Source organism: Arthrobacter sp. D5-1, assembly GCF_017357425.1.
GTDB lineage: Bacteria > Actinomycetota > Actinomycetes > Actinomycetales > Micrococcaceae > Arthrobacter.
This window is the reverse complement of sequence record NZ_CP014571.1, coordinates 2,977,894-3,004,465: the sequence shown is the minus strand read 5'-3', so window position 1 is coordinate 3,004,465 and position 26,572 is coordinate 2,977,894. Positions and strand designations below refer to the sequence as shown.

Here is a 26,572-nt window from a genome sequence, read left to right as displayed (position 1 = left end):
GGCGGTGCTGAATCAGCGCCGCCGGGTTTTTGACCGATGCTAGGCCGGGGCGAGCGCCTGGTTCAGCACCGTACGGATGCGTTTCTCCGAGACGGAGTAGGCGGTTCCGAGTTCTACGGCGAAGAGGCTGACCCGCAGTTCTTCGATCATCCAGCGCACCCGGGTTAACTCAGTGCCTGCGCGTCGTCCGGGCAGAAGGGCGGACACCGCATCGTCATAGTCATCCTCCAGCGCTTGCACGATCGCCATGTTCAAGCTGTCCCGCTGCACGTTGCCGGGGAGCTTTTCGAGCCGCTTTTCGATCGCCTGCAAGTATCGCGGCAACTGGCTGAGCTGTGCGTAGCCCGTCTGTGCCACAAAGCCAGGAAAGACCAACTGCTCCAGCTGGGACTTCATGTCGTTGAGGGCGCTGATCAGCGGCAGGCTGGCGTTGGACTTCAGCGCCTTTTGGATGCGCCGCGTACTTGCCAGAACGCGTTCGACGACGGCAGTCACCGTAAACACGGTGTCGATCAGTTCCGCACGGACTACTTCATACAACGCATCGAAGGACTTCCTGTCCCACGGCAGGTTCTGGGGCGTCAGTTTGTCGATGGCGGCCAGGGCGCAGTCCGCGATAAGGGCACTGACAGATCCGTGCGGATTCTGGCTGAAGGTCAGCTTTTCCATATTGCTGAGATGCTCCAGCACGTAGCGGTCAGGAGGCGGAATCCGCAGTGCCAGAAGCCTGATGACGCCGCCACGCATGGCGGCCTCCTGTTCGGCCTTGGTCTGGAAGACCCGAAGGGCCACGGACTTGCCTTCATCGACCACCGCCGGGAAGCCGGTGACGGCGTGGCCCTTGACGGTACGTGTTACCTGCCGTTCCACGGTGCCGAAGTCCCACTCAGTGATTCCGCTGCGTTCGGCTACTACGCCGTCGGGATTGCCGGTGGACGAAGCCTTGGCCGCAGCCCCTTGACCGTTCGCCAGGCCAGAGGCACCCGCTCCCTTACCGGCCTTGGCCGGTGCCGTGGTGGCTGGGGTGGCGCCGAGGGATTCGGCGATGGCGCGGCGAGTGGCGGGGGCAAGCTTTTCCTGGAGTTCAGCGAGGTCCTTGCCTTCGTCCAGGATTTTGCCCTTGCTGTCCACCACCTTGAAACTCACGCGCAGGTGCGGCGGTACGGCATTCCAGTTCCAGGAACCGGGCGGTATGACGTGTCCGCGGAGCCGGCGGAGCACCAGTTCCAAGGAAGGCTCCAGCTCATCGGTTGCGGGGTCGAAGTCCGTTTCCAGTGCCGCGGTTGCCTGCCGGGCCACATCCGGGGCCGGGACGAAGTTCTTCCGCACCTGTTTGGGCAGCGACTTGATCAGGGCAGTGACAAGCTCTACCCGCTGGCCCGGAATCTGCCAACGGAACGGGGCGTCGTCCAGCTGGTTGAGGAACAACACGGGAACCTCGGCAGTGACGCCGTCCGATGGGTTGGGCGCCGACCCTGGCGCCACGGGATGGAACTCGTAGCTCAAGGGGAGCTCGAATCCCTTGTGCATCCAGGTCTTCGGATAGGCGGAGTCGTCCAAGTCATCTGCATCTTCGCTCATCAGCAGGGATTGGTCGAAGTCCAACAGCGTGGGATCGGCCTGACGGGCGTCCTTCCACCACTTATCAAAGTGCCTCTCGGAGACCACTTCCTTGCCCACGCGTGCGTCGTAGAACTCGAAGAGCGTTTGGTCGTCCACCAGGATGTCGCGGCGCCGCATGCGGGTCTCGAGCTCTTCGATTTCCTGGAGCAGGGCACGGTTGCGGTGGAAGAACTTGTGATGGGTCTTCCACTCGCCCTCCACCAGCGCGTGCCGGATAAACAGTTCGCGGGAGAGCTCCGGATCAACCCGTCCGTAGTTGACCCTGCGGTTGGGAATGATCGGGACACCGTAAAGGGTGACCTTCTCGTGGGCCATGACGGCGCCTTGCCGTGAGGACCAGTGAGGTTCGCTGTAGGACCGCTTCACCAGGTCGGGCGCTACCTGTTCAGCCCACAGGGGATCGAACTTGGCGGCGACCCTGGCCCACAGGCGGCTGGTTTCCACCAGTTCCGCTGCCATGACAAAAGCCGGAGACTTCTTGAACAAGGCCGAACCGGGGAAGATGGCGAAGCGGCTGCCACGCGCACCGGCGTATTCGCGCTTGCGCTCATCGAGGAGCCCAATGTGGCTCAGCAACCCCGAGAGCAGGCTGATGTGGATGCCCTCGTAGTTGCCCACAGGATCGGCTTCACGCTTGTTGTCCAGCGCGATGCCCAGTGGCTTGGCCAGCTGCCGGAGCTGGGTGAAGAGGTCCTGCCACTCGCGGACCCGCAGATAGTTGATGAACTCGTTGCGGCAGAGCTTGCGGAACTGGGTGGAGGACAGCTCGCGTTGCTTTTCCTGGATGTAGTTCCACAGGTTGAGGAAGCCCGTAAAATCCGAGATCTCATCGCGGAAGCGTGCGTGCTTTTCCGAGGCCAGCTGCTGCTTGTCCGTCGGCCTTTCGCGGGGGTCCTGGATGGTGAGCGCAGCGGCCAGGATCATGACTTCGCGGACGCAGCCACGCTTGCCTGCCTCAACGATCATGCGGCCAAGCCGGGGATCAACGGGCAGTTGGGCCAGTTTCTGTCCCACGGCGGTGAGGCCGCTGCCGCCGCGGCCACCCGCTCCTGCGTCTCCTGACTTGGGCGAACTCAAGGCACCGAGTTCGCGCAGGAGCGTCACGCCGTCGTTGATTGCCCTGGAATCCGGTGGCTCCACAAAGGGGAAGTTCTCCACGTCCTTGGGACTGCGGGCAACGCCCATGGCGGTCATCTGGAGGATGACCGCGGCGAGGTTGGTTCGAAGGATTTCCGGGTCCGTAAACAGCGGACGCGACTCAAAGTCCTCCTCTGAGTACAAACGGATGGCGATGCCTTCGGACACGCGCCCGCAACGGCCTGAGCGTTGGTTGGCCGACGCCTGGGAGACGCGCTCGATCGGCAGGCGCTGGACTTTGGTCCGGTGGGAGTAGCGCGAAATACGTGCGGTGCCGGTGTCGATCACGTACTTGATGCCCGGGACGGTCAGCGACGTCTCAGCAACGTTGGTAGCCAGGATGATGCGCCGTTTGCCCCCCGGATTGAAGACCCGGTGCTGCTCCTGCAGGCTCAGCCGCGCAAAAAGCGGCAGTACTTCGGTCCCGGCGAGGCGGCGGTTGCTCTGGATGCGGCCGTTAATGGCCTCGGCGGCGTCGCGGATTTCGCGTTCACCGGAGAAGAAGATCAGGATGTCGCCGGGAGCTTCCTTGGCGAGCTCGTCCACTGCGTCGCACACCGCATCCAGGGGATCCCGGTCCTCTTCGAGTTCATCGTCAGAGGTGTCCTCATCCCCACCGGCAGGCTGGGACAGCGGCCGGTAGCGGATCTCCACCGGATACGTCCGGCCGGAAACTTCAATGATGGGCGCTGGGGCTTCCTCACTCCCGAAGTGCTTGGCAAAGCGCTGGGGATCGATGGTGGCCGAGGTGATGATGATCTTGAGGTCCGGGCGCTGGGGGAGGATGCGCTTGATGTAACCCAGGATGAAGTCGATGTTGAGGCTGCGCTCATGGGCTTCGTCGATGATGATGGTGCTGTATTTGCGCAGCAGCTTGTCCCTTTGGATCTCCGCGAGGAGGATGCCGTCGGTCATCAGCTTGATCTTGGTTGACGCACTGACCTCACCGGTGAAGCGGACCTGGAAGCCCACCTCCTGGCCGATCTCAACGTCCAGTTCCGAGGCAATGCGTTCTGCGACAGTACGGGCTGCCAGGCGGCGCGGCTGGGTATGCCCGATCAGGCCCTTGTCTCCAAGGCCAAGTTCGAGGCACATCTTGGGGATCTGGGTGGTCTTACCGGAACCGGTCTCGCCGGCGATGATGGTCACCTGGTTTGCGGCAATGGCCGCCATCAGATCCTCGCGGCGCTCGGATACGGGCAGCTCAGCGGGGTAGGAAATATGAAGTGTCATGGCTGCTGCCAGTCTACTGTGGCCGCGGTTCCCCGTCCGCTGTGTCCGTCACAGTCCCCGCCGCCGCGGTGAGCCGGTGGGAGAGATGGCGGGCGAATGACCTGAACTCCTCCGGTTCCAGGATCTCGAAGTCCATGTCCAGTGCGGCAAGGTAAGCGGCCGGTGCAGCAAGGTTGTCCCACCCGGAACGGAGGATGGTTGCTGCCGGACCGTCAGCGGCCAGCGTCGCGTACTGTGAACTGACGACGGCGGCCACCTCCGCGAGCGGCGCGCGGAGCCGCACCACGACGTCGAACCTGTAGGGGGAACGGGTGATGGACTGCTGCACGTAGGCTGCAAGGTCTTCGGCAGGCAAGGGGCGGGGCAGGTACTTTTTGCGTTCGGACGGCAGGGAAGCAAAACGATCCGCGCGGAAGGTCCGCCAGTCGTCCCGTTCCACATCCCAGGCGACCAGGTACCAACGACGGCCGGTGTCCACCAGCCGGTAGGGTTCCACGAGGCGGCGTGCCGATTCACCGTCGGACTTGACGTAATCAAAAGAGATCTGGCGCCTGTCCGATATCGCGGCTGAAACCACCGTCAGCTGTTGCGGGTCAACCGTGGCCGCGTTGCTGGGAAGGGTGGTGACTGCTGCTTTCAGCATGGCGAACTTCGGGCGCAGCCGGGAAGGCAATACTTGTTCCAGTTTTGCCAGGGCACGAACGGAGGCCTCGCCAATGCCGGCGACGGGTCCCGCAGCTACGGAGTTCAACCCCAGTGCAACTGCCAGGGCTTCGTTGTCGTCCAGCAGCAGGGGCGGCAGCTGCGCACCGGCCCCCAGTTGGTAACCGCCTGCGATCCCCGGGGACGCATGGATGGGGTATCCCAGGTTACGGAGCTTGTCGACATCGCGGCGCACGGTCCGTTCGGTGACGCCCATGCGGTCCGCCAGAGCCGGACCTGTCCATTCCCGGCGCACCTGCAACAGTGACAACAGCTGGAGGAGGCGGGCAGAGGTTTGGATCATGCAAGTGAATCTAGTCCATGTCGCTTCGGCACGGACGACAGTTCCACTACCTGTGGCAGGCAGAAAGACGCCCGCCGTTCGGGGAATCTGCGCAAAATTCCGTGAACGGGCGGGCGTCGGGTGGACAATGTGGGTTGCCGGCGTTGGCTGGTGGGGTTGGTTTTGACGAAGGTGTGCAGTGAGCCTGCATGTCCTAGTAGATGCGGGGGTTCCAGTACGGGGTGCTGGGAGCGTCGAAAGCGCTCCAGGGCTCCTTGGACTGGATGGGCGGGTTATGGCCGCGGCCATCCTTCAGCAAGGCTGAAACAGTGGCCGCGACGGCGGTGATGAGGACTATGAAGAGGATGATTCCGAAGATTTCCATGCCTCCAGCCTGCTCCTGTGGAAGGTCAAGAAACAGTGGCAGAAATGCCCCATTTAGATAATTTTCTGCCACACTGGAGATATGTTGAAATCAGTGGCGGTGATCGTTGTTCCCGACTTCTCGATCTTCGAATTTGGCACGGCTTTCGAAGTTTTCGGCATTGACAGATCGGATCGGGGCGTAGGAGTTCCGGCCTTCGACTTCCGGGTATGCGCGCCGGAGCCGGGGGATATCCGCATGAAGTCCGGGCTGTCCCTCCACGTCAACCTGGGCTTGGAAGCAGCCGCCGATGCGGACCTCGTCATCATGGCGCCTTTCGGCCGGGACCGGGACGTCCCCGAATCGGTCCTGGACGCTCTGCGGGCAGCCCACGCACGGGGCGCATGGGTGATGTCCATCTGCTCCGGGGCCTACGCCCTGGCCCGTGCTGGATTGCTGGAAGGGCGTCGGTGCACCACGCATTGGCACTATTCACAGGATCTGTCCAGCCGATACCCCGGGGCCATCGTGGACGAGAACGTCCTTTATGTGCAGGATGGAACCATCATTACCAGCGCAGGCACGGCGGCCGGCATCGACGCCTGCCTCCACTTGGTTCGGGTCGAGTTGGGAGCCAACGTAGCTGCCGCCATTGCCCGGGACATGGTGGTTCCGCCGCACCGCGATGGCGGCCAGGCCCAGTTCATTGACCGGCCCATGCCGCGATGCGGATCCGCGCCCATGGAGGAACTCCTCCGGTGGATGGTTGAGCACCTCGACGAGGAACACAGCGTGAACGAGTTGGCGGCCCGCCTCCACATGTCACCGAGGACCTTCGCCCGCCGCTTCAGGGCAGAGACGGGAACTACTCCGGCTGCCTGGCTGAACTCGCAGCGGGTGCTCAGGGCCCAGGAACTCCTGGAGACCACAGAGCTGAACATCGACGAAATTGCCAGGGAAGCGGGGTTCGGACATTCTGTGCTGCTCCGCCACCATTTCACCAAGGTGCTGGATACCAGCCCGCAGAGTTATCGCCGTGCTTTCCGTGGGCAGTTGGCGGAGGCTATTTAGGGACGCGCTGCGTTCTACGCCCTTGGCTGTCAGCGTCTGCCTCCCAGGCGGCCGCGGGACTCAGAGCCCTCGGCTTTGGCACATTCCACCAGTTCCTGCCAAGGCCCGGTGACGGCGCGGTCCGGGAGGGTGGCCCGGCGTTGGCCTGCCCTGATGGAGTACATGAACCTGTCCGGTTGGTTGGCCGCCCGTGACTGGCTCTTGGCTTCCTCCCATGGGCAAGCCTCAACCATGGGAACCCACCGTTCCTTGTCATCGGGGGAGACTGCGTCCACGCTCCAGACGCGCGTCATCGCTGCAATTCCCCCACTGCGTTGGACGGTGATCTTCATGGCCGGCTGCTTCTCGTTCGACTTTTCCTCGTCAGCCAGCCAGCGGGACCGCACCAAGCTGTCCGGTCCGCCGACCGACTAAACCTTGACCTTCACAGTCTCCCACGCCTTGAGGACGGCGTCATGCTCCGCGGAACCGGATCCGAAAAGTTCCCCGGCGGTGGCCACGGTGGTCTTCGCGAACTTTCCAAAGGTGCAGGTCGCGGGGAGGGAGCCGCTGGTCAATGTACCGTACCAAATCTGGCCGGGCGCCTCCCACGCATTGCCACCGAGTTCCGAGGCCACCACGTAGAAAGCCTTGTTGGGGATGCCGGAGTTGATGTGCACCCCACCGTTGTCCGCGCTGGTGCGCACGTAGGTGTCCATGGAGTCCGGCTGGGGATCCTTGCCGAGGACGTCGTCGTCGTAAGCGGTGCCCGGCGCCTTCATGGAGCGCAGGGCAGCGCCTTGGACCTGGTCCGTGAAGAGACCCTCACCGATGAGCCAGCTGGCTTTCGACGCAGTCTCCTGCTTCAGGTACTGCTCCACGAGGACACCGAAGACGTCAGACATGGACTCGTTGAGTGCACCGGCCTGGTTCCGGTAGGCAAGATTGGCCGTGTATTGGGTCACCCCGTGGGCGAGTTCGTGGCCGATGACACTGACGGACTTGGTGAAGCGTTGGAAGATCTGGCCGTCGCCATCGCCAAAGACCATTTGCGATCCGTCCCAAAAGGCGTTGTCGTAGAGCTTTCCGTAGTGGACAGTGGCATCGAGGGCGAGGCCCGCATCATCGATGGAGTCCCTGCCGAAGATTTCCCCATACAGGCGGTGTGTGCTGCCAAGGCCGTCGTAGGCCTCATCCGCCGCCATGTCCCCGACAGGCCCGGCGCCTTCCTTACGGACAACACGGCCGGGCAAGGTCTCCGTGGATTCGGCATCGAAAATGGTCCGCTTGGGCGGGCCCGGCTTTGCCTGGCGGGCACTGGGCGGCGCCGCAGGGATGGGCGCTGTGCGGATGGCCTGCAGGTCTTTGATGTGCAGCAGCGACTCCTTTGCCGCCCTGGCCACGGCCCGCAGCCGTGGCTCGCTCTGGGCGGCAATCCTGCGAAGCATGTACGGAGGAACGATCGAACACATCACGGCAAACCCCTTTGGCTATCGGAAAGACCAACTGGATTCAGCCTAAAAGCAGCCCCCGACAATATCGCGGTGAACGTCCGGCAAGCCCCGAACTGATAGCCGGCACCGGAACACAAAAATACCCCGCCAGTTCACTGGCGGGGTATTCGTTGTGCCCTCGATAGGATTCGAACCTACGGCCTTCTGCTCCGGAGGCAGACGCTCTATCCCCTGAGCTACGAGGGCATCCAGGGTTCCCTCCGTTGCCGGTGGGACGTCCTAGAGCTTAGCAGTCACTGCGCCGCAAATGAAAACCCGACCCACCGGCGGCAATCCCCGCACTGGACCACCGGACCGGCCCTTCGCATCAGTACCCGGCGAACGAATCGACGTGGATACGGCGCGCCCCTGCAGTGCGGGCAGCGGCACGCAGCGAATCAACGCTCGCTGGTGAGCCGGAAACGAAAACTTCGCGATCGGCAATGTCGGGGACCAACTCCTTAAGGCGTTCCGCGTCGATTCTGGCGGCACCGGCGTCGACCATGAACGCCGGGGGAGCGGAACCGTCCGCCAGCCTGGCGATCACCCTGGCCCCGGAGGCTTCCAGCTGCTCCACGCCGGCCAACTCATCGCGACCTTTGGCGAGGTACATCACCACGGTGTCGCGGGGCGCGGCGTCAGCGGACAGGTGCGAGAGGAACGGCGTAATGCCGATTCCTGCAGCGATAAGCAGGACCGGTTTGCCGGCGTCGTGCGGTAGAACAAAGTCCCCGCCTACGGCCGTGGCAGAGAGTTTGTCGCCGGGTTTCAAAGCCAGCAACGCCTTCTTTGCCGTGGACAGCGGCTCGGCCGTGCCAACTCCAAAGGTCACTTCCGGGGCGCCCGGGGCACTGGTGATACTGAAGACCCGCCGGCGGCCCTTGCCGTCGGAAGCCCGGTGCGGCAGGTTGAGCTCCATGTACTGGCCTGCAGCAAACCGCACCGGGCGCTGTGGCTCAAACCTGAACTCCGTGCTGCCCGGGGTCAGGGCACGCGAACCTTTGAACGTCAGTTCCACCCCGCCACGCTGGCCCAGGAAGAAGGCCAGGAGGTTGCCCAGCAACAAAGCGAGTTCGGGGGAGTTGGCAACAAAGCCGAAGTTATATGGAACCGCAAACACAACACCCACCACACCGGCAAGCGCCAACTGCTGCCAGCGGCGGGGAGGGAGGGTGAGCGGCTCCGAGAGCATGAAGCCCACGAAAAACAGCAGAGGCCTCTGCGCCAAGGACTGCCACAGTGCCTGTCCGAAGCTCATGCTGCGGCTCAGGAGCTCCACAGTGATGATGCCGGCAGCCACCACCAGGAAGACCGTCGCCATCAACATCTTTCGCGTGCGGTACAGCACAGCCAGCACGCCGGGAACCAGGAGCCACAGCATTGCCGGGGTCGCAGCCCACCACGTGGCGATGTTCAACCCGGTCAGGCCAGTGACGAACGCCCCGGCCGCGGCCGGATTAAAGATGTGACGCCCACGGAAGGCCAGCGCATATTTGGAGACGCTGGCCACCACGCAGGCCAGGGCCACGCCTGTCATGTCAGTGACTCCGAAGGCGGGCCAGAACAGGAAATAGAGCAGCAATCCCGTAATCAGGGAGGACTCCGTGTGCGGCTGGAGGCGGAAGATCAACGCCAGCAGTCGGTTGGACGCGTACGTTACCGTCAGGCAGAGCGCCAGATGCACCAGCATCTCGGGGAGGCCGAACGTCAGCCAGCCCAGAATGTTGAGGAGCATGCTGTAGGCCACGAGCGCACCCAGCACCCACAGAATCAAGCGGTACATCGTGAAGCGGCCCAACCAGGTGTCTACGCGGGACTTAGCGGCAATCATGTGAACAGTCTCCCCTCGAAACGGTGCGAAAATGTGGCGGCACCACTGGAGGACACCCTGAGCCAGGAGAAATCGAACTCCTCCTGCAACTGGGCCGGTTCAAGCATGAACAAGGCAGTGGCCAACGCATCCGCCACCAATGCGCTCGCAGCCATGGTCCAGGTAGCCACCATGGTGTGGATGGGCCGGCCTGTAGTCCCGTCCAGGACGTGGTGCAGGCCATCGCCCCAGGCGCGCCGGTTGGAAGCCGAAGCGCAGAGGGCTGAATTATGGAGCTCAACAGTGCCTATGGCCTGGCCGGGATTATAGGGATGTTCCAAGGCGACCATCACAGGGTGGGTGCCCGCATGGAGCATGTCGCCGCTCCCATCCACCAGGAATTCAGAATGGCCGGTTGACTGCAGGATCCCGCCCAGCAGGTCCACCAACTGCCCCTTCCCCGCAGCCCCAATGTCCAGGACCACTGCTTCGGTGACGGTCAGTGCCGTATCTGTCCACTCAAGGACGTCTTCCCAGCGTGGCGGGGCCAGGGGATCTCCGGAGGGGGCCAACGTGTAACCCGGATCGTAGCCAAGCCTTTCCAGACTGCTGCCGATGAGGGGGGTCATGGCGCCCCCGCTGAGCCGATACAGGGCGGCGTAGACCTCATGGAGGGCTACGGCATGCCCGGGCAAGGTAATCCTGCCGGGTTCGCGGGACAGGCCGGACACCAGGGAGTCCGGCCTGAACCGCGAATACGTCGCGTCATAGTCACCGACTGTTTCCAGCAGTTGGTGCCGCACCGCGGGTGCCAGCGCCTCCGGCGTCGAAATCTCCCACCGCGTCCCGATGCCGTCAAAACTGAAGGAGCTCCAGTCCGCGTGCGGCATGGTGCTACTTGGCCTGTGACTTGATCTGCTTCACGGCATCGTTGAACCCGCCGGACGTCAAGGAGGAACCAGCCACCTTGGAGACATTGAGTTCGTCGATGTTCTTGCCAACAATCTGCGCCGAAATGCCGCTGGCGAACTCGCCTTGGAACTTCTTGGTGTTGGGGTTCGAAGGGTGCGTGGTGATGTTGACCGCGGACACCCGGTCACCGGCAAGCGTCAATTCCACGCCCACGGTCTCCTGGCCATTGGGCGAGGTGTACGTGCCGTCGGCGCTGTAGGTTCCGTCCTTGTATACCGAGGTGCCCGCGGCAGTGGAGCCGGACGCGGTAGAGGAAGAGGTGGGGCTGGACGTGCTGGCCTGGCCGCCATTCTCGGCAGCCGGCGTGGATTCAGCGGAGGGGGACTGCGCAGACGGCGCGCAGCCCGCCACGGCACCAATGAGTGAAAGGCCGGCAATTCCGGAGTAAATGCTCTTGCGGAGTGGCGTAGTCATGGTTCTGCTCGTTTCAACTGGACAAGAAATGGTCATGGGATTGGTACTCGCGGGATGACGGACGAGGCCACCTCCTACGTCTTCACAACGTTGAATTCAGCGTAATGGTTCAGTCTGTGGCGCCCGATATACGTTCCTGTGCGTTGGCTGTGTCCACATTGTCCACATAAGCGACCCTCAATTCCGCGACTTTGCGGGCCCCCGGTAGGCTAGATGCGTGACTCCCGAAGAACTCTCTGCTGCCATATCCGCCTGCCTTAAGGACGCCGTCTCTACCGGCGAAATTACCTTGACGGAATCTGCCGTGCCCGATTCCGTGCGAGTGGAGCGACCAAAGAACCGGGATCATGGAGACTGGGCCACCAACATCGCCCTGCAACTCTCCAAGCAGGCCGGGATGAATCCGCGCGAATTTGCCGGGATCCTCAGCAATCACCTCCAGGGCATCCCCGGTGTCACAGGGGTGGAAATAGCCGGTCCCGGCTTCCTGAACATCACAGTGGACGCCGCCACCGCCGGTGCCTTGGCAAAGGCCATCGTTGAGGCCGGATCCAGCTACGGCACCAACCAGGCGCTCGCGGGACGCGTGGTCAACATGGAATTCGTGTCCGCGAACCCCACAGGACCGTTGCACATTGGGCACACCCGTTGGGCAGCCTTGGGCGATGCGATCGCCAGGGTCCTGCGCGCCTCCGGTGCAAACGTCACCGCTGAGTACTACATCAACGACGCCGGCTCGCAGATGAATGTCTTCGCCAACTCTGTCCTTGCCCGGCTGCACGGCCGCGGCGTCCCTGAGGGCGGCTATCCGGGTGAATACATCCGAGAGCTCGGCGACGAAGTCCTGAAGGCCCACCCCGGCATCCGGGAACTGACGGACGAGGCCGCCCTCCCTGTGATCCGTTCGGCTGCCTATGAGGCACAGATGGCGGACATCAAAACGACCCTGGCGGACTTCGGCGTGGAGTTCGACGTCTTCTTCTCGGAGAAGGAACTGCACGACGCCGGTGCGATCGAATCCGCTGTTGCCCGCCTTCGCGAGCAGGGCCACGTCTTTGACGACGGTGGTGCCGTGTGGCTGCGCACCACCGACTTCGGTGACGACAAAGACCGCGTGATGATCCGCGCCAATGGCGAACCGACCTACTTCGCCGCGGACGCTGCCTACTACCTTTCCAAGAAGGACCGTGGTTTCACTGAGAAGATCTACCTGCTCGGCGCCGACCATCACGGCTACATCAACCGTCTGAAGGCCATTGCGGCCTGCGCGGGCGATGATCCCGAGGCCAACATCGAGGTTCTCATCGGCCAACTGGTCTCGGTAAACGGCGCAAAGCTGTCCAAGCGTGCGGGCAACATCATTGAGCTCAAGGACCTCATTTCCTGGCTGGGCAAGGATGCCGTGCGCTACTCCCTGGCCCGTTTCCCGGCCGACTCGCCGCTGACGCTGGATCCGGAGTTGCTGAAGAAGCACAGCAACGAGAACCCGGTATTTTACGTGCAGTATGCCCACGCGCGGTCCCGCGGCACGGCACGCAACGCTGCCGAAGCCGGTGTAGAACGCCAGGTTGATGGAGTGGATGCATTCGACGCATCGCTCCTGGACCACGCCACGGAAAACGAGCTGCTGTCCTATCTGGGCAGCTACCCGTCCATCGTGGCCAAGGCTGCTGAGCTGCGCGAGCCGCACCGTGTGGCCCGCCACCTTGAAGTCATTGCCGGGGCCTACCACCGCTGGTATGACGCCTGCCGGGTGTCGCCGCAGGGTGACGATCCCGTCCTTGATGTGAACCGCACGCGCCTGTGGCTCAATGACGCCACCAGCCAGGTACTTGCCAACGGACTCGAACTGCTGGGCGTTTCGGCGCCGGAACGGATGTAGGGCAATGAACACAGCAGCTGATCACGCTTCTCCGCTCGCTCCCGAATGGTTGGCAGTACCTGAGGACCTCAACGCACTGCAGGAACCCCTGTGGGCGGCCGGAGTTGGAAAGAACGACGCCGGTGAGGTCACAGTTGACGGTTTTTCCGTCAGTGAGCTCAAGGAACAGTTCGGAACTCCACTGTTTGTCATGAGCGAATCGGACTTCCGCTCCCGTGCAAGGGCATTCAAGGATGCCTTCGACGCCGCCTTCGCCGATATTTGCGGGGGAGTGGACGTCTACTACGCAGGGAAGTCCTTCCTGTGCACCGCCGTGGCAAGCTGGGTAGCGGAAGAGGGCCTGCGCCTGGATACCTGTTCCGGCGGCGAACTAGCTGTCGCTGCACGTGCGGGAATTGACGGCTCCAATCTGGGGTTGCATGGCAACAACAAGTCGGACGCGGAGATCAACCGCGCCCTGGACATGAAGCTGGGCAGGATCGTGGTGGACAGCCTCGATGAACTCGAGCGGGTTGCCAAAATAGCTTCCGGCCGCGCCGAGGTTGCCAAGGTCATGCTGCGCCTGACACCTGGTGTGCACGCGCATACCCACGAGTTCATCGCCACCGCACACGAGGACCAGAAATTTGGCCTCTCCATGGCGGAAGACTCCACCGAGGAAGCTGGTCTTTCGGCAGCCGAGGAAGCTGTGGCAGCAGCCACCTCCTACTCAAGCGTCGAACTGCTCGGCCTGCACTGCCACATCGGCTCGCAGATCTTTGAGCCGGATGGTTTTGCCGTCGCTGCGGAGAAGCTCCTGGGTTTCCTCGCGGCCATGCAGACCAAGTACTCCATTGTCCTGCCGGAACTGGACCTCGGGGGTGGCTATGGCATCGCGTACACCCCGGTGGACACACCCCGCCCACCGGCCGAGATCGCGGAGGCGATGGCCGCCGTCGTGCGTTCCACATGCGCCAGGTTGGACATCACGCCGCCGCGCATCTCCATCGAACCCGGACGGGCGATCGTAGGCAGCACCACGTTCACGCTTTATGAAGTAGGCACCCTCAAAACCGTGCGGGTTGACGCCCCTGATGGTGAGGACGGTCAAAAGAACGTTACGTATCCACGCCGTTATGTGTCAGTGGACGGCGGCATGAGCGATAACGCCCGTCCGGTGCTGTACGACGCGGATTATTCGGCGATTCTGGCTTCCCGTGACTCCTCTGCGGCTCCCCAGCTGTCCCGCGTAGTGGGCAAACATTGCGAGAGCGGCGACATAGTTGTTAGAGATGTATATCTGCCCGCGGATGTGGCAGCCGGTGATTTGCTCGCAGTACCGGGTACCGGCGCCTACTGCTGGGCCCTCTCCAGCAACTACAACTACCTGGCAAGGCCTGGCGTTGTCGCTGTACGCGACGGAGCTGTCCGGCTGATTGTCCGCGGGGAAACCGAAGAAGATCTCTTGAACCGCGACATGGGAGTGGCGAATGTCTGAAGTGCGAACCTTGAAGGTGGCCCTGCTGGGCTGTGGCAACGTTGGGGCCCAGGTCGCGCGGATTCTGATTGACGACGCCGACGCCCTGGCCGCCCGCAGCGGCGCCCGCCTCGAACTTTCGGGCATCGCCGTACGCACCATCGATGCCCCGCGTGACGTCGAACTGCCGCGTGAACTTTTCACCACGGATGCCGACACCCTGGTCAAGGATGCAGACCTGGTCATCGAACTCATGGGAGGCATTGAGCCAGCACGTTCGTTGATCCTTACGGCCATCCAGAACGGCGCATGTGTTGTCACCGGCAACAAGGCCCTGCTCGCGCAGGACGGCCCCACCCTGTACGAAGAGGCTGACAAAGCCGGTGTCCAGTTGTCTTACGAAGCCGCGGTAGCAGGTGCCATCCCCATCCTGCGCCCCATCCGCGACAGCCTGTCCGGCGATCGCATCACCAGGGTCCTGGGCATCGTCAACGGCACCACCAACTTCATCCTTGACCAGATGGACACCACCGGTGCCCAGTTCTCTGACGCACTGGCCGAAGCCCAGCGGCTCGGATACGCCGAAGCGGATCCCACTGCCGACATCGAAGGACACGACGCCGCGGCGAAGGCAGCCATTCTGGCCTCCCTGTCCTTCCACACACGCTTTTCCCTGGACGATGTCTACTGCGAAGGCATCACCAAGGTCAGCGCGGCGGACATCGCCTCTGCCAAGGAAGCCGGATTCGTCATCAAGCTCTTGGCGATTGCCGAGAAGATCGACTCAGCAGAAAACGGCGGCGGCATCTCAGTGCGGGTCCACCCCACACTGCTGCCGCGGGAACACCCGCTGGCCGCCGTCCGCGGCGCCTTCAACGCAGTCTTCATCGAGGCGGAGAACGCCGGCGAACTGATGTTCTACGGGCAGGGTGCAGGCGGAACTCCTACCGCCTCTGCCGTACTTGGTGACCTCGTCTCCGCAGCGCGGCGCCTGGTCCTTGGTGGCCCGGGCCGCACGGAAACCACCACGGGGCACGTCCCGGCGCTGGCCATCGACGCATCCAACACCAGCTACTACATCGGATTGGACGTAGCTGACCAAGCCGGCGTATTGGCGCGGATTGCGCACATCTTTGCGGAAAACGGTGTCTCCATCGAGATCATGCGGCAGACGATCCACCGCGACGCAGAGTCGAACGTTGAATCGGCTGAGCTGAAGATCGTGACGCACCGTGCATCCGAAGCTGCACTCGCAGCAACCGTCGAGGCCGTCAAGGGCCTGGACGTCATCAATTCTGTGACATCCGTACTGCGGGTAGAAGGGGTCTAAGTGGCTCACCAATGGCGCGGAGTAATCCGCGAATACGCTGATCGTTTGCCCGTAACGGAAGCCACCAAGGTCATTACCCTCGGCGAGGGCGGCACGCCCCTGGTCCATGCACGGCAGCTCTCCGAGCTCACCGGTTCAGAGGTGTACCTGAAGGTTGAAGGCATGAACCCCACGGGTTCCTTCAAGGACCGTGGCATGACCATGGCCATGACGGCAGCAGTTGAAGCCGGGGCCAAGGCAGTGGTCTGTGCGTCCACCGGTAACACCTCTGCCTCGGCAGCTGCCTACGCCACTGCGGCCGGGCTGAAGTGTGCCGTTTTGGTTCCCGAAGGCAAGATCTCCATGGGCAAATTGAGCCAGGCGATCGCGCACGGCGCCACCTTGCTGCAGGTTGACGGCAACTTCGACAACTGCCTGGACATTGCCCGCAAACTGGGTGAGTCCTACCCGGTGTTCCTGGTGAACTCCGTCAACCCCGCCCGTATCCAGGGCCAGAAGACCGGTGCCTTCGAAATCGTCGACTCACTCGGCGATGCTCCTGACATCCATGTTCTGCCTGTCGGTAATGCCGGCAACATCAGCGCCTACTGGAAGGGCTACAAGGAATATTCCGCGCCCTTCGAGACCGCCAACGGGACCTTGGCGGCTGTCGCCACCAAGACGCCCATCATGTGGGGCTTCCAGGCTGCAGGGGCGGCGCCATTTGTTGCCGGACACCCGATCACTGAGCCGGACACCATCGCGACTGCCATCCGCATCGGCAACCCGGCGTCCTGGGACACCGCTGTTGCCGCCCGCGACGAATCCGGTGGCCTGATTGAGGCCGTTACGGATGATGAGATCCTGGCTGCCCACCGCTGGCTGTCCGCCAAGGAGGGCGTCTTCGTGGAACCCGGCTCCGCTGCCGGCGTCGCAGGCCTCATCAAGAAGCACGCTGCAGGCGAGGTTCCCTCCGGGAAGACCATCGTCATCACGGTTACCGGTCACGGACTCAAGGACCCGCAGTGGGCCCTCCGCACTGACGATGGCAGCGATGTTCAACCCGTCAAGGTGCCGAACGATGTCGTCACCGTTGCCGCAGAACTGGGACTGGAAGAAAAGTAAGAGTGGAATCAACGCAGCCCACCGCGACTGATCGTGCGCTCGTCGCGGCAGGCCAGCGGCTGACCGTCAAGGTCCCCGGTACAAGCGCCAACCTGGGCCCCGGCTACGACAGCCTCGGCTTGGCCTTGTCGATTTACGACACCTTGACGGTGGAAACCCTCAGCACCGGAGAGCTCGAGTTTGAGCTCTCCGGTGAAGGGGCCGAAACCCTTCCCCGGGATTCCAGCCACCTCGTGGTGCGCGCCATTGATCTGGCGCTGGATCGCCTTGGCTACCAGCACTCCGGACTGAAAATCACTGCGGACAACGTCAATCCGCACGGACGTGGCCTCGGATCCTCAGCTTCTGCCGTGGTGGCGGCGGTGACCGCAGCCAATGCCTTGGTACCGGAGGAATCGCGGAAGGATCGCGATTGGATCTTGCAGCTGACCAGCGAGATGGAGGGCCACCCGGACAACGTCGCACCGGCCATTTTCGGCGGACTGGCGCTGTCCTGGCAGGACAGCGAGCAGTACAGCAGTACCAGGGCAGACGTTGCGCCTTCAGTCATTCCGGTAGTCGCCGTCCCCGACTTTGAGTTGTCCACGGAGACGGCACGCGGTTTGCTCCCTGCCTCCGTGGGCCATCATGCGGCGGCCATGAATTCCGGACGCGCCGCCCTGCTGATCCACGCCCTCACGGCGCAGCCGGCCTTCCTGTTGCCTGCTACCGAGGACTACCTCCACCAGAGCTACCGTGCACAGGCTATGCTTCCCAGCGCCGACCTCATCGCGGCGCTTCGGGCCGCAGGCCACGCGGCCGTTGTTTCCGGTGCGGGCCCCACTGTGATGGTGCTGGCCAACGGGGAACGTGAAGCCTCCACTGTTGCGGATTTCATTGAGTCCTACACGGCGTCCAACACACCAGACATTGGCTGGCGTGTTTTGACACTGGCTGTGGACGTTCAAGGTGCTAGAGTGGAAGTGCACCGCCGGTAAAGCCGCGGGCAGTTCCCTGATTTCGGATCTCGGTGTTTCGCCGTACCTTTCGTCAACTGTGCCAACGTTGGTGGTGTCGTCTCTTTCCGGCCAGTCTCAGGTGCCGAGATCTCTCTGTTCCCTGAACCTACAGCCGGCAGTCCGGGCAACCGGATCCAGTGATGACGATCAGTATCCGGCCCTGTTGGCCACAATCCATCAGGCACGGCCCAAATCACCGGCTGCAGATCTGAACTGCAGCCCAGAACAAATCATCGCGTCCAGCTCTCGCTCTGGACGCCGTCGAGGGGGAAGGATCCTTCGTGACAGAAACCACTGAGCTGGCTTCAGCTGTGGACACAACATCTTCTGCTGCTGAGTCGTCAACAGCAGCAACCACCAAGAGCAGCGGCCTTGCAGGCCTTAAGCTCGCCCAGCTTCAGGCTCTCGCGAGCCAGTTGGGCATCTCCGGGGGATCGCGTATGCGTAAGGGGGATCTGGTGACCGCCATTTCCGCCCATCGCGCCGGCACCTCCACTACCAAGGCACCCGCCAAGGCCAGTGCCCCGGCAAAGGGAACCACTGCTGTGGCCAAGGAAGCTCCGGCCGTGGATGCCAAGGCTGCAGGGGAGACCAAGGTTAAGGCTGCCGAAAACGGTGCTGTTGCCGATGCTGCCTCCGAGGCTCCGGCCCAGGAAGCCCCCCGCGGTCGAGGCCGTGGCCGTAGCCGCCGCGCCACCAGTGATGGTGTAGTAGCTGCTGTTGAGGCCGCTGCTGCGCCCGCTGAAACCGCAGTTGCGCCGGTTGCTGAAGCACCGGCAGCATCTGAAGCGGCTGAGTCCGGTACCGAGCGTCGCCAGCCGCGCACCCGCAACCGCCGCCGTGGCGAAGCTGCTGCAGCACCTGCTGAAGCGGCAGAAGCCCCCGCGGCCGAGCAGCGTGAGCAGCGCGCTGACCGCACGGAGCAGCGTGCTGACCGCACGGAACAGCGTGAGCAGCGTGCCGACCGCACCGAGCAGCGTGAGCAGCGCGCCGACCGCAACGAACAGCGTGAGCAGCGTGAACAGTCGGATTCGGGCGAGCAGCGCGAACGCCGTGACAACACCCGCGGCCGCCGTGAAGACACCAACGATGGCGATGACACCGGCAACCGCCGCAACCGCCGCAACCGTCGTGACCGCAACGACCAGAACGACCGCAGCGACCGTCGGGGAGGTCAGGACAGCCGTGACGGTAACACCCGCAGCGACCGCTTCCGCGACCGCAACGAACGTCGTCGCGGCCGCGCCCAGGGACCGGACGTCGACGACGTCGAGGTCACCGAGGACGACGTCCTGCTTCCCGTAGCCGGCATTCTGGACGTCCTGGAGAACTACGCGTTCATCCGTACGTCCGGCTACCTCCCCGGGGCGAACGACGTTTACGTCTCCCTGGCACAGGTCAAGAAGTACAACCTCCGCAAGGGCGACGCCGTTGTCGGCGCCATCCGTGCACCGCGTGACGGCGAAGACCGCAGCCAGCAGTCGGCCCGACAGAAGTTCAACGCGTTGGTTCGCGTCACATCCGTCAACGGCAAGACTCCGGAAGAGCTCAAGGACCGCGTCGAGTTCGCCAAGCTCGTACCGCTGTACCCGTCCGAGCGCCTCCGCCTTGAGACTGATCCCAAGAAGATCGGCCCGCGTGTCATTGACCTCGTGGCCCCGATCGGCAAGGGCCAGCGTGGCCTGATCGTGTCGCCGCCGAAGGCCGGCAAGACGCTCATCCTGCAGTCCATCGCGAATGCAATCACCACCAACAACCCTGAGGTCCACCTCATGATGGTGCTGGTTGACGAACGTCCCGAAGAAGTTACGGACATGCAGCGCACCGTCAAGGGTGAGGTCATTGCCTCAACCTTCGACCGTCCCGCCGACGACCACACCACGGTTGCCGAACTTTCCATCGAACGCGCCAAGCGCCTCGTGGAAATGGGTATGGACGTTGTAGTCCTCCTGGACTCCATGACCCGCCTGGGCCGCGCCTACAACCTGGCAGCACCGGCCTCGGGCCGTATCCTGTCCGGTGGTGTGGACTCCGCAGCCCTGTACCCGCCCAAGCGCTTCTTCGGTGCTGCCCGCAACATCGAAAACGGCGGTTCGCTGACCATCCTGGCAACGGCCCTCGTGGAGACCGGCTCCAAGATGGATGAAGTCATCTTCGAAGAGTTCAAGGGCACCGGCAACATGGAGCTCCGCCTGTCCCGCCAGCTGGCAGACAAGCGCATCTTCCCGGCCGTGGACGTCAACGCGTCCGGCACACGCCGCGAAGAGAACCTCCTCTCGCCTGAAGAAGTCAAGATCATGTGGAAGCTGCGCCGCGTCCTTTCCGGCCTGGAGCAGCAGCAGAGCCTTGAGCTGCTGACCAACAAGATCCGGGAGACGCAGAGCAACGTCGAGTTCCTCATGCAGGTTCAGAAGACGACACTCGGAGCGAAGTCGGACAACGACAAATAGCTGTGCTCTAACCGCTCAAAATATGCCGGCCCCGCCCCTACGCCGGGTAGCTTCCGATCTACGATCGGAAGCTACCCGGCTCCGGCAGGCCCGAAGCCACTCCCTGGCCGGCATATTTTGAGCGGTCTTTGTTTAAGGAATCCTTGGCCCGACACCACGTGAGGTCAGAAACGGCCCAGCGGGCCCCAGATGGGCTGTGCGTGACCCCACTGTGCAGTTATTAGACTTGTAGAAGTCGAAAGAGGTTTGAAAATGTTTGAGTCCGTACAGGGATTGCTTGATGAGCACGCTGCTATTCAGGCGCAGTTGAGTGATCCTGCTGTTTATGCCGATCAGTCCGCGGCCCGGAAGTTGGGGCGGCGGTCTGCCCAGCTCCAGGGCATTGTGGAGGCGTACAACAAGTGGCGCGGGCTCAATGATGATCTGGAAGCGGCCAAAGAGATGGCTGATGAGGATCCTGAATTCGCTGCCGAGGTTGTGCAGTTGGAGGAGCAGATTCCCGCGGCGCAGGAGCGCCTGCGCCGTCTGCTGATCCCTCGTGATCCTGACGATGCCCGCAACGTCATCCTTGAAGTCAAGGGTGGCGAAGGTGGTGACGAAGCTGCCTTGTTCGCCGGTGACCTTCTGCGAATGTACATGCGCTACGCCGAGTCGCGGGGATGGAAGACCGAAATGATTTCGGCCACCGAATCCGATCTTGGTGGCTACAAGGACGTTGCCGTGGCCATCAAGGGCAACTCGAACGATCCTGCGCAGGGAGTCTTCGCGCGGTTGAAATTCGAAGGTGGGGTGCACCGTGTGCAGCGCGTTCCCGTGACCGAATCCCAGGGCCGTATCCACACCTCGGCTGCCGGCGTGCTGGTACTCCCTGAAGTGGACGAGCCCGAAGAGCTTGAGATCAACCAGAACGATCTCAAGATCGACGTTTACCGTTCCTCTGGTCCGGGTGGACAGTCCGTGAACACCACCGACTCCGCTGTGCGCATCACTCACTTGCCCACGGGCATCGTGGTGGCCATGCAGAACGAGAAGTCCCAGCTGCAGAACCGCGAAGCCGGCATGCGGGTTCTCCGTGCCCGCCTCCTGGCCCACCAGCAGGAACAGATCGACGCCGCCAACTCGGAGCAGCGGAAGTCACAGATCCGCACTATGGACCGTTCGGAGCGCATCCGCACGTACAACTTCCCTGAAAACCGCATTGCGGACCACCGCACAGGGTACAAGGCGTACAACCTTGACGCCGTCATGAACGGCGACTTGGAGCCCGTGATCCAGTCGGCCATTGAGGCGGACGAGCAAGCACGCCTGGATGCCATCGGCGAATAGCACCCTGCCGCATATCAACAGCAGAGTAGATCCATGACGTTTTACCCAGGCCAGAGCCTCGCGGACGCGGTTCGCGAGGCTACTGCCGTTCTCACCGACGCCGGTGTCCCCTCGCCGCGCGTGGACGCGGAGTTGCTGGCCGAACACCTGCTGGGTGTGGGGCTGGGACGCTTGCGGGCCATGCTGTTGGGCGATGCTCCCGCACCTGATGGTTATGGGGAACTGGTGCAGGAGCGGGCCGGCCGCGTCCCCCTGCAGCACATCACCGGCGTCGCCCATTTCCGGTACTTGGAGTTGCGTGTGGGCCCGGGTGTCTTCATACCCCGGCCGGAAACGGAATCGGTAGTCCAGTTGGTGATTGACCACGTGGCAGGAATCCCGAACCCCAAAGTGGTGGATCTTGGCACCGGATCCGGTGCGATCGCCGGCTCGATCGCCCACGAAGTACCGGGCTCTGACGTCCACGCCGTGGAATACAGTACTTTCGCGCATGCCTGGGCTGCGAAAAACCTGGAGCCGCTGGGCGTCACCCTCATCCAGGGCGACCTTAGGGACGCGCTTCCCGAACATAACGGAACCTTCGACGTCGTCGTCTCCAACCCGCCGTATATCCCGGCTGAGGCGATACCCACAGAACCTGAAGTCGCGCTCCACGATCCTCCCGAGGCACTGTACGGTGGGGGAGCGGACGGCATGGAACTCCCGACGGCGGCAGCGGCCTCCGCGGCCCGGCTCCTGAAGCCCGGCGGCTACTTCGTAATGGAACACGCCGAAGTCCAGGCCGGCTGGATCGCCGGGATGCTGCGACGCTCCGGACGTTGGAACAACGTCACCACGCATTGTGACCTGAACGGCAAGGAACGTGCCACCAGCGCGGTGCTGGCAAGCACTGACCCTGATGAGTGAAAGAATAGCGCTGTGACCACAACCTACAACTGCACTTCCGATGACCAGCGTGCCGAAGGACTTCAGCACGCCCAGCGTGCCATCAGCGAAAAGAAGTGCATCGTGCTGCCGACGGACACTGTGTACGGCATTGCCGCGGATGCCTTTTCGCCCCTGGCTGTGACGATGTTGCTGGCTTCCAAGGGACGCAGCCGGCAGATGCCGCCTCCGGTGCTGATTCCCCGGATCAACGCCCTTGATGGCCTGGCCACGGACGTACCGGCCGACGCCCGCGCGCTGGCGCAGGCATTTTGGCCCGGTGGACTGACCCTGATCCTCCATGCCCAGCCGTCGTTGGACTGGGATTTGGGCGAGACAAAAGGCACCGTTGCCCTGCGTATGCCCGATGACCAGATTGCCTTGGAACTCCTCGGCCTCACGGGCCCGCTGGCCGTATCATCGGCCAACCGCACCGGCCAGGAAGCAGCCCAGACCGCTGCGGAAGCGCGCATGCAACTGGCCGAATCCGTAGAGGTGTACCTTGAGGGCGGATTCCGGCCCGTGGAAGGTACTGCCGCGCTGCCGTCCACGATTGTGGACGCAACTGCCACCCCGTTCCGGGTAGTGCGCCAAGGAGCCATCTCCTTGGAAAGCCTCCGTGCGATCGTTCCGACCCTCCTCGGCTATGGCGAGTCTGTTCCCGCCGCTGTTGAAGAACCTGAAGAGGCAGTTGCTGTCGCGGCGACCCCCACGGCGGATGACGCGCCGGTTGAGGTGACCGAGGCCGCCGTCGTCGACGTCGAAGCCACGCCTGATGAGCAATCGGTGCCTGACGACCATGTGGAGCCGCCGGCCCCACGAGAAGCCAAGTCCGAATGATTCCGGACCGCCAGCGCGTCCCCGTCCTCGACGTCGACGCTACTCCGTTGCGCGTCCATGAACTCATTGACGCCATGGGCGGGCTGATTGCTGCCGGGACCACAAGCACTGTGCTCGGCCACAACCTGCACAGCATCACGCTTTTTCATTCATGTCCGGATGTCCGCGCCCTGTACGAAGCAAGCTCCATAGTCCTTCTGGATGGAGCCCCCGCCACGTTGCTGTGGGGAGTTTCCCGGAAGCGGCAAGGTCTGCCCTTGGGTGAAGGGGCCATGGCGTACCGTCTGGGTTCCATGGACTGGATCCCTGAACTCGGCAAGGTTCCCGGATTGCAGCGGGTCGCTGTGGTCGGAGCCGGCAGGGAGGCCAATACCGAAGCGGTGGCCCGCCTGCGGTCCATCATTCCCGGCGCCACGGTGGACGGCATGCCCGGCGAAGGTTGGGATGACGCCCTTGAAGACGCCGTAGTGGGCTGGCTGAACACGTTCCGGCCGCAACTGGTGCTGTTGGGTCTGGGGATGCCGCTCCAGGAGCATGTCCTGCATCGCAGGCTGGGGGAACTGCCGCCGGCCGCCTACTGCGCCGTTGGAGGCGCGATCGAGCAGGTTGCCGGTATCCAGAAACTGGCACCGCGCTGGCTGGGGCGCCTGGGGCTCGAATGGGCCTGGCGTCTGGTCCTCCACCCGGGCCGGGTTGCCTACAGAGTTTTCATTGAGCCGTGGAAGCTTGCCGGCCTGCTGGTCCGGCGCCGTTTTCAATCACCCAAGACCAAAGGCAAGTAAATGACGTCCCAAGCTGTTGTGGTCGCCGTCGTGGTGACTTATAACCGGCGTGAACTCCTCCAGACCACACTGGCGGGCATCGCAGCCGGCACCCGGGTTCCGGACGCCGTCGTCGTGGTGGACAACGCTTCCACTGATGGGACCGCAGAGTACCTGCGGGAGTATAAGGGGCCGCTGGCTACGGACATCGTCACGCTCACCGCCAATGTGGGCGGTGCAGGTGGATTTGTGGTGGGCATGGAGCGCGCCCTGCTGGATCACGGTGCGGACCACGTCTGGATCATGGACGACGACACCGAGCCGCAACCAGGCGCGCTTGCCGAAGCACTGCATGTTTCCACGGCGTATCAGCAGGAAACAGGAGATACGCCGGCCTTCATCGCCAGCCGCGTTGTCTGGACCGATGGCCGTGACCACCCCATGAACCGGATGCGGCCCCGGATGGGTGCCAGCGAAAACGCACGCAATGCTGCTGCGCGTGTGGGTGCCACGCAGATCCGCAGCGCTTCCTTCGTGTCGGTCCTGATCCGAGCCGAAGAAATCAGGAAATACGGCCTTCCCATCGCGGACTATTTCATCTGGAACGACGACCTTGAGTACACCGCCAGGGTTTCGCGCAGGGGAACAGCACTGACCACGGAAGCATCGGTGGCAAATCACCACACCAAGGTCTTTGGTGACGCCGGTGCTGACCCCGGACCGCGCTTCTACTACGAGGTTCGGAACAAGCTGTGGGTCTACACCCGTTCCAGTGCCTTGGCGCCGTGGGAAAAGGTACTTTTCACCGGTGCGTCGTTGCGCAACTGGACCCGCACCATTGCTGCATCGCCCAACCGCAAAGTACTGCTGGGCGGGCTTCTCAAGGGCCTGCGCCACAGCCTCAAAGCACCGCGTTCCAATGCGCAGGTGCTTGAGGGAATCTACGCGTTGCGGAACGTCCAAGAGCCTGCCAGCTGACAGCGGCGCAGCTAAAACCCGGTCAAACAGGCGTGGGTCTTGCGGCTGCGTCACAGGGTGGTCACGTCCATTGGCATTAGTATCGTGACTAGAGTCCACAGAAATCCCGCAACATTCGGCACAGCCGGTGCAGGCATGGCGACGGAGTAGTTCCATTTATCCACACACAGAATTCCACACCTCAAGGTGCCCGGAAACCACCGGCTTTCACCCGACGCGTCGGCAGCGTCAGTACATTGCCATTTCCGGAACAGTGGGCGGGCTGCTCCCGGGAGCCGCATCATGATCATGTATCTGCTGATGGCACTCACGGCTGCAGTGGTGTCCTACGCGGGAACGTGGGGTGCCCGCGTGGCCGGAAACAAACTGCGCCTGTACCGTCCCATCCGCAGCCGCGACATGCACTCTGCCCTGATTTCCAAGCTCGGCGGGCTGGGCATCTTTGCGGGTTTCTTCGTCGCCCTGGTAGTTGCCAGCAACTCATTCTTCGTGAAGGACATTTTCAGGCACAACGATGCGCCCTGGGGGATCCTGGCCGGTGCTGTGGTGATCGTCGCCGTGGGGGTGGCAGATGACATCCTGGACATCCGATGGTGGATCAAGCTGCTGGGCCAGGGCGCTGCCGCTCTCATCGTGGCACTGTGGGGCGTCCGGATGTCGGTGGTGCCCTTCATCCCGGAGCCGATATTCCTCGAGTCTGAGATCCTTCAGATTGTGCTTACGGCGGGACTCATTGTCACCACCATGAACGCCGTCAACTTCATTGACGGACTGGACGGTTTGGCAGCGGGAGTGGCCATCATTGGTGGCGGCGCCTTCTTCCTCACGGCTTATTGGGTCCACAGGAACAATCCGTCCACCGACAACTCAGACCTTGCCACACTCCTGATGGCCATCCTCGTGGGTAGTTGCATCGGGTTCCTGCCGCACAACTGGTTCCCGGCAAAGATCTTCATGGGTGACTCGGGGGCCATGCTCATCGGCCTGCTCATGGCGTCAGCCGGTGTCGTAGCCACGGGACAGATCGGCTCGGGCCTTTATGACCGTGCCAACGGCATCCCCACGATCGTTCCAATTTTGCTGCCCTTTGCGGTTCTGTCCCTGCCCCTCCTGGATCTGGGGATGGCCGTAGTCCGCAGGACTGCGAGGGGTCAGTCGCCATGGTCGGCTGACCGCGGACACCTCCACCATAAGCTGGTGGACCTCGGCTACTCGCACCGTGCCGCCGTCGTCATGCTCTATGTCTGGACGTGCATCCTGGCGTTCGGTGGCGTCGCTTTCGCCGTCTTCCCATGGCAGATTGTGCTCATCGTGGTTGTGGTCGCGGCTCTCGTCATGGCCGCCGTGACTGCGTGGCCCTACTTCACCCGGAACTCGACGCGGCCGGGGGAGTAGTTGTGGCGCCTGGTTATCGTCACAGTTCTATCTCATGTAGAATTCTT

21 protein-coding genes and 1 tRNA gene are annotated in these 26,572 nt (G+C 63.0%); 13 read left to right on the top strand and 9 right to left on the bottom strand.

All coding sequences use genetic code 11. The features are described 5' to 3' along the window. Positions 1-39: 39 nt before the first annotated feature. The 3 genes from hrpA to AYX22_RS13695 all read right to left on the bottom strand — a co-directional run bounded on the left by hrpA (position 40) and on the right by AYX22_RS13695 (position 5,363). Positions 40-3,993 (bottom strand): ATP-dependent RNA helicase HrpA, encoded by a 3,954-nt coding sequence (gene hrpA, locus AYX22_RS13705; protein ID WP_207593921.1) that lies wholly within the window; start codon positions 3,991-3,993, stop codon positions 40-42. 13 nt (positions 3,994-4,006) lie between these two features. Next, complete coding sequence (locus AYX22_RS13700) at positions 4,007-4,999, bottom strand: WYL domain-containing protein (RefSeq protein ID WP_207593920.1); 993 nt, start codon at positions 4,997-4,999, stop codon at positions 4,007-4,009. A gap of 193 nt (positions 5,000-5,192) precedes the next feature. Further along, positions 5,193-5,363 (bottom strand): hypothetical protein, encoded by a 171-nt coding sequence (locus AYX22_RS13695; protein WP_198318235.1) that lies wholly within the window; start codon positions 5,361-5,363, stop codon positions 5,193-5,195. An 81-nt stretch (positions 5,364-5,444) separates the two neighbouring features. Here AYX22_RS13695 and AYX22_RS13690 point away from each other — a divergent pair, with 81 nt between their 5' ends. Next, positions 5,445-6,413: a helix-turn-helix domain-containing protein gene (locus tag AYX22_RS13690; protein ID WP_207593919.1), complete on the top strand. Its 969-nt coding sequence runs from the start codon at positions 5,445-5,447 to the stop codon at positions 6,411-6,413. Between the two features lie 29 nt (positions 6,414-6,442). On the opposite strand, the gene AYX22_RS13685 is transcribed toward AYX22_RS13690, so the two are convergent. The 6 genes from AYX22_RS13685 to AYX22_RS13660 all read right to left on the bottom strand — a co-directional run bounded on the left by AYX22_RS13685 (position 6,443) and on the right by AYX22_RS13660 (position 11,081). Next, positions 6,443-6,745: a protealysin inhibitor emfourin gene (locus tag AYX22_RS13685; RefSeq protein ID WP_207593918.1), complete on the bottom strand. Its 303-nt coding sequence runs from the start codon at positions 6,743-6,745 to the stop codon at positions 6,443-6,445. Positions 6,746-6,823: 78 nt separating this feature from the next. Then, positions 6,824-7,864, bottom strand: a complete 1,041-nt coding sequence (locus AYX22_RS13680) for a M4 family metallopeptidase (protein WP_242703335.1) — start codon at positions 7,862-7,864, stop codon at positions 6,824-6,826. Between the two features lie 155 nt (positions 7,865-8,019). Then, a tRNA-Arg gene (locus tag AYX22_RS13675) sits at positions 8,020-8,092 on the bottom strand. Positions 8,093-8,213: 121 nt separating this feature from the next. Then, positions 8,214-9,716, bottom strand: a complete 1,503-nt coding sequence (locus AYX22_RS13670; RefSeq protein ID WP_207593917.1) for an FAD-dependent oxidoreductase — start codon at positions 9,714-9,716, stop codon at positions 8,214-8,216. Then, on the bottom strand, positions 9,713-10,585 hold the full coding sequence (locus tag AYX22_RS13665) for an FAD:protein FMN transferase (protein WP_207593916.1): 873 nt from the start codon (positions 10,583-10,585) through the stop codon (positions 9,713-9,715). Before AYX22_RS13665 ends, AYX22_RS13670 begins: the two co-directional genes overlap by 4 nt. A 4-nt stretch (positions 10,586-10,589) precedes the next feature. Next, on the bottom strand, positions 10,590-11,081 hold the full coding sequence (locus tag AYX22_RS13660) for a hypothetical protein (protein WP_207593915.1): 492 nt from the start codon (positions 11,079-11,081) through the stop codon (positions 10,590-10,592). A 217-nt stretch (positions 11,082-11,298) separates the two neighbouring features. Between AYX22_RS13660 and argS the strand changes: the two genes are divergently transcribed. The 12 genes from argS to AYX22_RS13600 all read left to right on the top strand — a co-directional run bounded on the left by argS (position 11,299) and on the right by AYX22_RS13600 (position 26,525). Then, entirely contained in the window at positions 11,299-12,963 is a 1,665-nt protein-coding gene (gene argS / locus AYX22_RS13655) for an arginine--tRNA ligase (protein ID WP_207593914.1), read from the top strand. A gap of 4 nt (positions 12,964-12,967) precedes the next feature. Beyond that, positions 12,968-14,440, top strand: coding sequence for a diaminopimelate decarboxylase (gene lysA / locus AYX22_RS13650; protein ID WP_207593913.1), 1,473 nt, complete (start codon positions 12,968-12,970; stop codon positions 14,438-14,440). After that, positions 14,433-15,749 carry a homoserine dehydrogenase gene (locus tag AYX22_RS13645; RefSeq protein WP_207593912.1) on the top strand — a complete coding sequence of 439 codons (1,317 nt, stop codon included), beginning with the start codon at positions 14,433-14,435 and terminating at the stop codon, positions 15,747-15,749. Before lysA ends, AYX22_RS13645 begins: the two co-directional genes overlap by 8 nt. Beyond that, positions 15,750-16,853, top strand: coding sequence for a threonine synthase (gene thrC / locus AYX22_RS13640; RefSeq protein ID WP_207593911.1), 1,104 nt, complete (start codon positions 15,750-15,752; stop codon positions 16,851-16,853). Between the two features lie 2 nt (positions 16,854-16,855). After that, complete coding sequence (gene thrB / locus AYX22_RS13635) at positions 16,856-17,830, top strand: homoserine kinase (protein ID WP_207593910.1); 975 nt, start codon at positions 16,856-16,858, stop codon at positions 17,828-17,830. Positions 17,831-18,132: 302 nt separating this feature from the next. After that, on the top strand, positions 18,133-20,301 hold the full coding sequence (rho, locus tag AYX22_RS13630) for a transcription termination factor Rho (protein WP_207593909.1): 2,169 nt from the start codon (positions 18,133-18,135) through the stop codon (positions 20,299-20,301). A gap of 252 nt (positions 20,302-20,553) precedes the next feature. After that, a complete protein-coding gene (gene prfA, locus AYX22_RS13625) occupies positions 20,554-21,627 on the top strand; it encodes a peptide chain release factor 1 (RefSeq protein WP_014922181.1) in 1,074 nt (357 codons plus the stop codon). Between the two features lie 33 nt (positions 21,628-21,660). Then, positions 21,661-22,533, top strand: coding sequence for a peptide chain release factor N(5)-glutamine methyltransferase (prmC, locus tag AYX22_RS13620; protein ID WP_207593908.1), 873 nt, complete (start codon positions 21,661-21,663; stop codon positions 22,531-22,533). A 12-nt stretch (positions 22,534-22,545) separates the two neighbouring features. Next, positions 22,546-23,391, top strand: coding sequence for an L-threonylcarbamoyladenylate synthase (locus AYX22_RS13615; RefSeq protein ID WP_207593907.1), 846 nt, complete (start codon positions 22,546-22,548; stop codon positions 23,389-23,391). Beyond that, positions 23,388-24,173 carry a WecB/TagA/CpsF family glycosyltransferase gene (locus AYX22_RS13610; RefSeq protein ID WP_207593906.1) on the top strand — a complete coding sequence of 262 codons (786 nt, stop codon included), beginning with the start codon at positions 23,388-23,390 and terminating at the stop codon, positions 24,171-24,173. Before AYX22_RS13615 ends, AYX22_RS13610 begins: the two co-directional genes overlap by 4 nt. Then, positions 24,174-25,130 (top strand): glycosyltransferase, encoded by a 957-nt coding sequence (locus AYX22_RS13605; RefSeq protein WP_207593905.1) that lies wholly within the window; start codon positions 24,174-24,176, stop codon positions 25,128-25,130. 282 nt (positions 25,131-25,412) lie between these two features. Then, positions 25,413-26,525 (top strand): MraY family glycosyltransferase, encoded by a 1,113-nt coding sequence (locus AYX22_RS13600; RefSeq protein ID WP_089595539.1) that lies wholly within the window; start codon positions 25,413-25,415, stop codon positions 26,523-26,525. Positions 26,526-26,572: the final 47 nt, after the last annotated feature.

What these genes read in the sequence shown, in the direction of transcription:
- AYX22_RS13600 (WP_089595539.1), top strand. Translation starts at nt 25,413, where the DNA reads ATGATCATGTATCTGCTGATGGCACTCACGGCTGCAGTGGTGTCCTAC.
- AYX22_RS13645 (WP_207593912.1), top strand. Translation starts at nt 14,433, where the DNA reads ATGTCTGAAGTGCGAACCTTGAAGGTGGCCCTGCTGGGCTGTGGCAAC.
- AYX22_RS13660 (WP_207593915.1), bottom strand. Translation starts at nt 11,081, where the DNA reads ATGACTACGCCACTCCGCAAGAGCATTTACTCCGGAATTGCCGGCCTT.
- AYX22_RS13610 (WP_207593906.1), top strand. Translation starts at nt 23,388, where the DNA reads ATGATTCCGGACCGCCAGCGCGTCCCCGTCCTCGACGTCGACGCTACT.
- AYX22_RS13695 (WP_198318235.1), bottom strand. Translation starts at nt 5,363, where the DNA reads ATGGAAATCTTCGGAATCATCCTCTTCATAGTCCTCATCACCGCCGTC.
- AYX22_RS13700 (WP_207593920.1), bottom strand. Translation starts at nt 4,999, where the DNA reads ATGATCCAAACCTCTGCCCGCCTCCTCCAGCTGTTGTCACTGTTGCAG.
- prmC (WP_207593908.1), top strand. Translation starts at nt 21,661, where the DNA reads ATGACGTTTTACCCAGGCCAGAGCCTCGCGGACGCGGTTCGCGAGGCT.
- AYX22_RS13670 (WP_207593917.1), bottom strand. Translation starts at nt 9,716, where the DNA reads ATGATTGCCGCTAAGTCCCGCGTAGACACCTGGTTGGGCCGCTTCACG.
- AYX22_RS13605 (WP_207593905.1), top strand. Translation starts at nt 24,174, where the DNA reads ATGACGTCCCAAGCTGTTGTGGTCGCCGTCGTGGTGACTTATAACCGG.
- hrpA (WP_207593921.1), bottom strand. Translation starts at nt 3,993, where the DNA reads ATGACACTTCATATTTCCTACCCCGCTGAGCTGCCCGTATCCGAGCGC.
- AYX22_RS13685 (WP_207593918.1), bottom strand. Translation starts at nt 6,745, where the DNA reads ATGAAGATCACCGTCCAACGCAGTGGGGGAATTGCAGCGATGACGCGC.
- AYX22_RS13665 (WP_207593916.1), bottom strand. Translation starts at nt 10,585, where the DNA reads ATGCCGCACGCGGACTGGAGCTCCTTCAGTTTTGACGGCATCGGGACG.
- AYX22_RS13680 (WP_242703335.1), bottom strand. Translation starts at nt 7,864, where the DNA reads ATGTGTTCGATCGTTCCTCCGTACATGCTTCGCAGGATTGCCGCCCAG.
- AYX22_RS13690 (WP_207593919.1), top strand. Translation starts at nt 5,445, where the DNA reads ATGTTGAAATCAGTGGCGGTGATCGTTGTTCCCGACTTCTCGATCTTC.
- prfA (WP_014922181.1), top strand. Translation starts at nt 20,554, where the DNA reads ATGTTTGAGTCCGTACAGGGATTGCTTGATGAGCACGCTGCTATTCAG.
- lysA (WP_207593913.1), top strand. Translation starts at nt 12,968, where the DNA reads ATGAACACAGCAGCTGATCACGCTTCTCCGCTCGCTCCCGAATGGTTG.